Below are 4,811 nucleotides of genomic sequence, written 5' to 3' on the forward strand. Positions count from 1 at the left end.
AATGCCAACTCGGCCGCAGCCGCCCGTGCCGCCGCACCGATTTTGGCCATAAGGGCGGGAATGTCGTTTGTATCTGTCATCTTGCACCTCGGCCCCGATATAGCGGGCGTTGCGCTGGCGCGAAAGGTGCTGCGCAGATGCATTTGCCGTGGCTTTGCGGCCAGCGGCGAAACCTGCACCCCAAGCCACCTCGCGCGAGCCTGCAAAGCACGGCGCAAAGCCGCGCGCTCGCGCGACGATCTGCGCTGGCTCAGCAAGCCCAGAACACAGATTCGCTTCCGCCTCGGACCTTGCAAGAGAAGAAGTGGCGCGGTTGACGGGGCTCGAACCCGCGACCCCCGGCGTGACAGGCCGGTACTCTAACCAACTGAGCTACAACCGCGCTTTGACCGGCAGGGGAAAGGGGCAAATGGCGCGGTTGACGGGGCTCGAACCCGCGACCCCCGGCGTGACAGGCCGGTACTCTAACCAACTGAGCTACAACCGCACATATGCCCGCAGGAACCCCCGGTTCCGGCGTGCAGCGGTCTTAGCGATGGGGGTATGCGGCGTCAAGCGGAATGCTGCAGCAAATCGATCACCCGTTTGCAGCATGTGCGCCACAGTCGCCGCGCGATGACATCCGCCTGCCCTGCGCGGCTTGGCGGACATGCGCCATAAGGCTAGCGTCCCGGCACACTTGCGGGTTTGGGGGTCGTGTCCGGTGGTGATGACGCGCAGAAACATCTTGGGCGGCGCACTTTCGGGTGCCTTGACCGCGGGCCTTGGCCTTCGGGCAGATATGGCGCGCGCCAGCGACCCTGCCGATCTGCCAATACCCGTGCTGACCGAGCATCACGACGTTGTGCTCGTCAACTCGGTGCTGACCGACAAGCCCTTCGTCGCACTGACCTTTGACGATGGGCCGCACCCGGTGCACACGCCGCGCCTGCTTGACATTCTGCGCGCGCATGGAGCGACGGCGACCTTTTACGTGGTCGGGCAAATGGTGCGCCGTTACCCCGATGTGGTCAAACGCATCGCCGATGAAGGCCACGAAATCGGCAACCACACCTGGTCACACGCCGATCTATTGAGCCTTGGCGACAGTGATGTGCTGCGCGAGATCGACCGCGCCAACGAGGCGATCTGGCGCGCAACCGGGCACTTGCCGGTAACGATGCGCCCGCCCTACGGGGCGATCACAAGCTATCAATCAAGGATGCTGCACGAAAATCGGCTGCTGCCTACGGTGATGTGGTCTGTAGACCCCTCCGATTATCGCCGCCCCGGCGCTGACGTCGTTGCCAGCAGAATCGTGACCAAGGCGCGCGGCGGCTCGATCGTGCTGGCGCACGACATCCACGCGCCGACGGTCGATGCCATGCCTGCCGCGCTTGAGGGGCTAGCGGCGGCGGGCCTTCAAGCGACCAGCATGTCGCAATTGCTGGGCTGGCGCCGTTGGGGCAAGGTGCAGATGGTATCGCAAGCCACCCCTGCCCGGTCGCGCGGCCATGAGGACGACTGACTGTAGCCAAGGTTGGGGACTGGTGGGTGATGAGAGGGTCGAACTCCCGACATCCTCGGTGTAAACGAGGCGCTCTACCACTGAGCTAATCACCCGACGCCGCGCCAATACCCCGTGCCCGGCTTCCTTGCAAGTGCCGCGAAGCAGAATGCGGGTTCCAGCGCGCCACCAAAGCAGCCGCACGCGCTGGCGCAACGCAAAACGCGCGCCACATCGGGCGCGCGTTCGGAATGATGGTGGGTGATAAGGGATTTGAACCCCTGACATCTTCGATGTGAACGAAGCGCTCTACCGCTGAGCTAATCACCCGGTGCGCGGCGTAATAGCCTCAGTCTTCGTCGTCCGCAAGGGATTCGTCGGCGCTTTTCGCGCCCTTGCCGGGTTTTGCCTCGCCGCCCCGGCGCAGCTTGATCACCAGCATTTCGCCATCCTTCACATCAACCTGGCGGCTGACGCGGGCTTTGCCGAATTGCGGCAGCACAACCGCCTCGCCGTTAGAGAACGCTTCGCTCAACACCTTCAGCGTGGCGTCTATCACGGTCTGGGCATCTTTCTTCTTTGCACCCGAGCGCGTCAGGACACGCTGCAAAAAGTCTTTGCGGCGCAGCGTGGGGCTGTCATCTCCTCCGCCAGAGACAGCCACGGGTGCGGCGGCGACAGGCGCGCTCGCCTGCGCCGAGGGCACAACGGCCAAGGGCGGCACGACGGTCGGCCTCGGCTTGGCAGCGGGGGCCACGTCGGCCGCAGGTTTGGCGGCAGTTGCACGTTTGGTCGCAGGTTTCGCGGCGCGCTTGCGGGGTGATTTGCCGGCCGCATCGACCGAGGTCGGAGCTTTGGTCATGTCGACATCCGTTTGTTTCTATGCTGGCAACAGAGTATGCGCGCGTCCCTTAACAATCCACAGCAATCTGAACTTTGCCGCAAGCGCTGCCGTTGCGAAAATGCCATGATCGCCGCAGGTTGCGATGCGGCATCTCTGACGCTGCGAAACGCGGGGTGCAGGGGCCGGTGGCATATCACCCCCTCGGGAAGCCACAAAAGATGCGCAAACACTGCTCACCGCCGCGCAGATGACCGTCACCACCTCGGGCCACCCTTGCTGGTGGCTATGCGGCCCCCATGGCCGCCGAGCCTGTCGTCACGCCAAGGCTGTGCTGGCTGGGTCTCGCGACCACTGACTCTGGCAAACAAAGCGCACCTCTGTCCGAGCGATGAAGATGGCCAACAAGATGCGCGCAGCGGGTGATTGTGACGCCCGGCGATGCAAAGCGTGTGCACTTTGGCACAGGTTGCCAAGGTTGGTTGCGCGAAGCACCAATTGTTATTGACCGAAGCGGCCAATGTGATAACGCCGGGGCAAGGCAATCTAATCACAGGAGTATCCCATGCGTAAACTTCTTCTCGCTTCGGCCATCGCGGCCGTTACCGCTTCTTCGGCACTTGCCGGTGGCTACGTCGCCCCGGTCGTCGCTGCCGCCCCGGTTGTGGTCGAAAAAGGCTCGTCGAGCTCGTCCAGCATCTGGATTCCGCTGGCAGTGCTGGTGGCCGTCGGCTTGATCGTTGCAAACAACGACGACGACGAAGTAACGGGCGACTGACATCATCGTCAAAACTCAAAGGCGCATCCCTCTCGGGGTGCGCCTTTTTTGTTGCGCGCCCGGTAATTCATTTCCAGAGCGGTTGACCGGCCCCACCCTTTCACGCGATGCTCCAGCCGTGTTTTAATAAGGGGGACACCACATGCGCAGACTTCTTCTCGCTTCGGCCATCGCGGCCGTTACTGCTTCTTCGGCACTTGCCGGTGGCTACGTCGCCCCGGTCGTCGCCGCCGCCCCGGTTGTGGTCGAAAAAGGCTCGTCGAGCTCGTCCAGCATCTGGATTCCGCTGGCAGTGCTGGTAGCCGTCGCCCTCATCGTTGCAAGCAACGACGACGACGAGGAACTAATGATCGAGTGACATCGTAGCGAAAACTTAAAGGCGCATCCCTCTCGGGGTGCGCCTTTTTTGTTGCACTGTGCCGCCGTTTTACTGCCTCAACTTGACCGAAAGGCATGATCGCGCGAAGCTCGCCTCGCATCATGTCTTAAGGGGAACCCCATGCGCAAAATCCTCCTCGCTTCGGCCATCGCGGCCGTTACTGCTTCTTCGGCGCTTGCCGGTGGCTATGTCGCCCCGGTCGTCGCCGCTGAACCTGTTGTTGTTGAAAAAGGCTCGTCGAGCTCGGCTGGTATCTGGATCCCGCTGGCGCTGCTGGTGGTCATCGGTGTGATCGTTGCGAACAACGACGACGAAGAAGAACCGCCGGTTTGATCCGCAAAATATCTAGCCAAAAAACCAAAGGGCGCGCCTGTGAGGGTGCGCCTTTTTTGTTGCACAATTTTGTCGGCCCTTGCCTTCAACTTGACTGCACCACGCGAGTGCGTAAATGTCGGCGCACGTTTTGTTTTTTAGGGAATCCCATGCGCAAACTTCTCCTCGCTTCGGCCATCGCGGCCGTTACCGCCACCTCGGCTGTTGCCGGTGGTTACGTTGCCCCGGTCGTCGCGGCTGAACCCGTTGTTGTCGAAAAAGGCTCGTCGAGCTCGTCCAGCATCTGGATTCCGCTGGCGGTACTGGTAGCCGTTGGCTTGATCGTCGCCAACAACGACGACGACGAGGAAAAAACCGAGTTCTGATCGCGGGCATTAGCGATACTGCTAAATCCGGCAAAAGCGCACCCCTTGGGGTGCGCTTTTCATTTCATTGCCGCCACCGCATGACTGTTCTTGACCACACCTGCGGCAAGGTTCACAGTTGACGCAAGGTAAACCTTCTGGAGGGCTATCATGCGCAAACTTCTTCTCGCATCAGCTATCGCAGCGGTCAGCGCTACCTCGGCTTTCGCCGGTGGTTATGTCGCCCCCGTCGTTGCCCCCGCCCCGGTTGTGGTTGAAAAACGCTCTTCAAGCTCGGCTGGCCTTTGGATTCCGCTGGCGCTCCTGGTAGTCGTCGCCCTCATCGTTGCGAACGATGATGACCCGGATCTTGACGCAAGCGATATCCGGCTGAAAACCGACATTACGCCCGTCGGCACTGCGATGAACGGGTTGCCGCTCTATCATTTCCGGTATCATGGCCTGCCAACGGTTTACGAAGGTGTCATGGCACAAGACGTGCTTTCGCGCTTCCCCGAAGCTGTGGTGGTTGGGCCCGGCGGATTACTTTCGGTGAACTACCGGATGCTCGGGCTCGAAATGAAGGTCGTTCACTAACACCCAGAGATATAAAGCAAAAGGCGCGCCAGTGGCGCGCCTTTTCCGTTTTG

General features: G+C 61.4%; 7 protein-coding genes and 4 tRNA genes. 6 read left to right on the forward strand and 5 right to left on the reverse strand.

Features of this window, described 5'->3' with window-relative positions; translation table 11 throughout:
• Window positions 1-305 precede the first annotated feature (305 nt).
• Window positions 306-382: transfer RNA gene (locus ABY403_RS13375), tRNA-Asp, on the reverse strand.
• A gap of 28 nt (window positions 383-410) precedes the next feature.
• Window positions 411-487: transfer RNA gene (locus tag ABY403_RS13380), tRNA-Asp, on the reverse strand.
• A 222-nt stretch (window positions 488-709) separates the two neighbouring features.
• Here ABY403_RS13380 and ABY403_RS13385 point away from each other — a divergent pair.
• Entirely contained in the window at window positions 710-1,507 is a 798-nt protein-coding gene (locus ABY403_RS13385; RefSeq protein WP_372841327.1) for a polysaccharide deacetylase family protein, read from the forward strand.
• A 20-nt stretch (window positions 1,508-1,527) separates the two neighbouring features.
• Here ABY403_RS13385 and ABY403_RS13390 read toward each other — a convergent pair.
• From ABY403_RS13390 to ABY403_RS13400, 3 genes are all read right to left on the reverse strand, one after another.
• A tRNA-Val gene (locus ABY403_RS13390) sits at window positions 1,528-1,602 on the reverse strand.
• A 139-nt stretch (window positions 1,603-1,741) separates the two neighbouring features.
• Window positions 1,742-1,816: transfer RNA gene (locus ABY403_RS13395), tRNA-Val, on the reverse strand.
• 19 nt (window positions 1,817-1,835) lie between these two features.
• On the reverse strand, window positions 1,836-2,348 hold the full coding sequence (locus ABY403_RS13400; RefSeq protein WP_372841328.1) for an HU family DNA-binding protein: 513 nt from the start codon (window positions 2,346-2,348) through the stop codon (window positions 1,836-1,838).
• A gap of 544 nt (window positions 2,349-2,892) precedes the next feature.
• On the opposite strand from ABY403_RS13400, the gene ABY403_RS13405 reads away from it, so the two are divergent.
• From ABY403_RS13405 to ABY403_RS13425, 5 genes are all read left to right on the forward strand, one after another.
• On the forward strand, window positions 2,893-3,105 hold the full coding sequence (locus ABY403_RS13405) for a hypothetical protein (protein WP_372841329.1): 213 nt from the start codon (window positions 2,893-2,895) through the stop codon (window positions 3,103-3,105).
• Between the two features lie 142 nt (window positions 3,106-3,247).
• Window positions 3,248-3,463, forward strand: a complete 216-nt coding sequence (locus ABY403_RS13410) for a hypothetical protein (RefSeq protein ID WP_372841330.1) — start codon at window positions 3,248-3,250, stop codon at window positions 3,461-3,463.
• Between the two features lie 141 nt (window positions 3,464-3,604).
• A complete protein-coding gene (locus ABY403_RS13415; RefSeq protein ID WP_372841331.1) occupies window positions 3,605-3,817 on the forward strand; it encodes a hypothetical protein in 213 nt (70 codons plus the stop codon).
• Between the two features lie 149 nt (window positions 3,818-3,966).
• The gene (locus ABY403_RS13420; RefSeq protein WP_372841332.1) at window positions 3,967-4,182 is read left to right on the forward strand and encodes a hypothetical protein; all 216 of its coding nucleotides are present in this window, start codon (window positions 3,967-3,969) and stop codon (window positions 4,180-4,182) included.
• A 150-nt stretch (window positions 4,183-4,332) separates the two neighbouring features.
• A complete protein-coding gene (locus ABY403_RS13425) occupies window positions 4,333-4,758 on the forward strand; it encodes a tail fiber domain-containing protein (protein ID WP_372841334.1) in 426 nt (141 codons plus the stop codon).
• The last annotated feature ends 53 nt before the right edge of the window (window positions 4,759-4,811 follow it).

Origin of the sequence: Phaeovulum sp. (assembly GCF_041596715.1) — a bacterium.
Lineage (GTDB): Bacteria > Pseudomonadota > Alphaproteobacteria > Rhodobacterales > Rhodobacteraceae > UBA6213.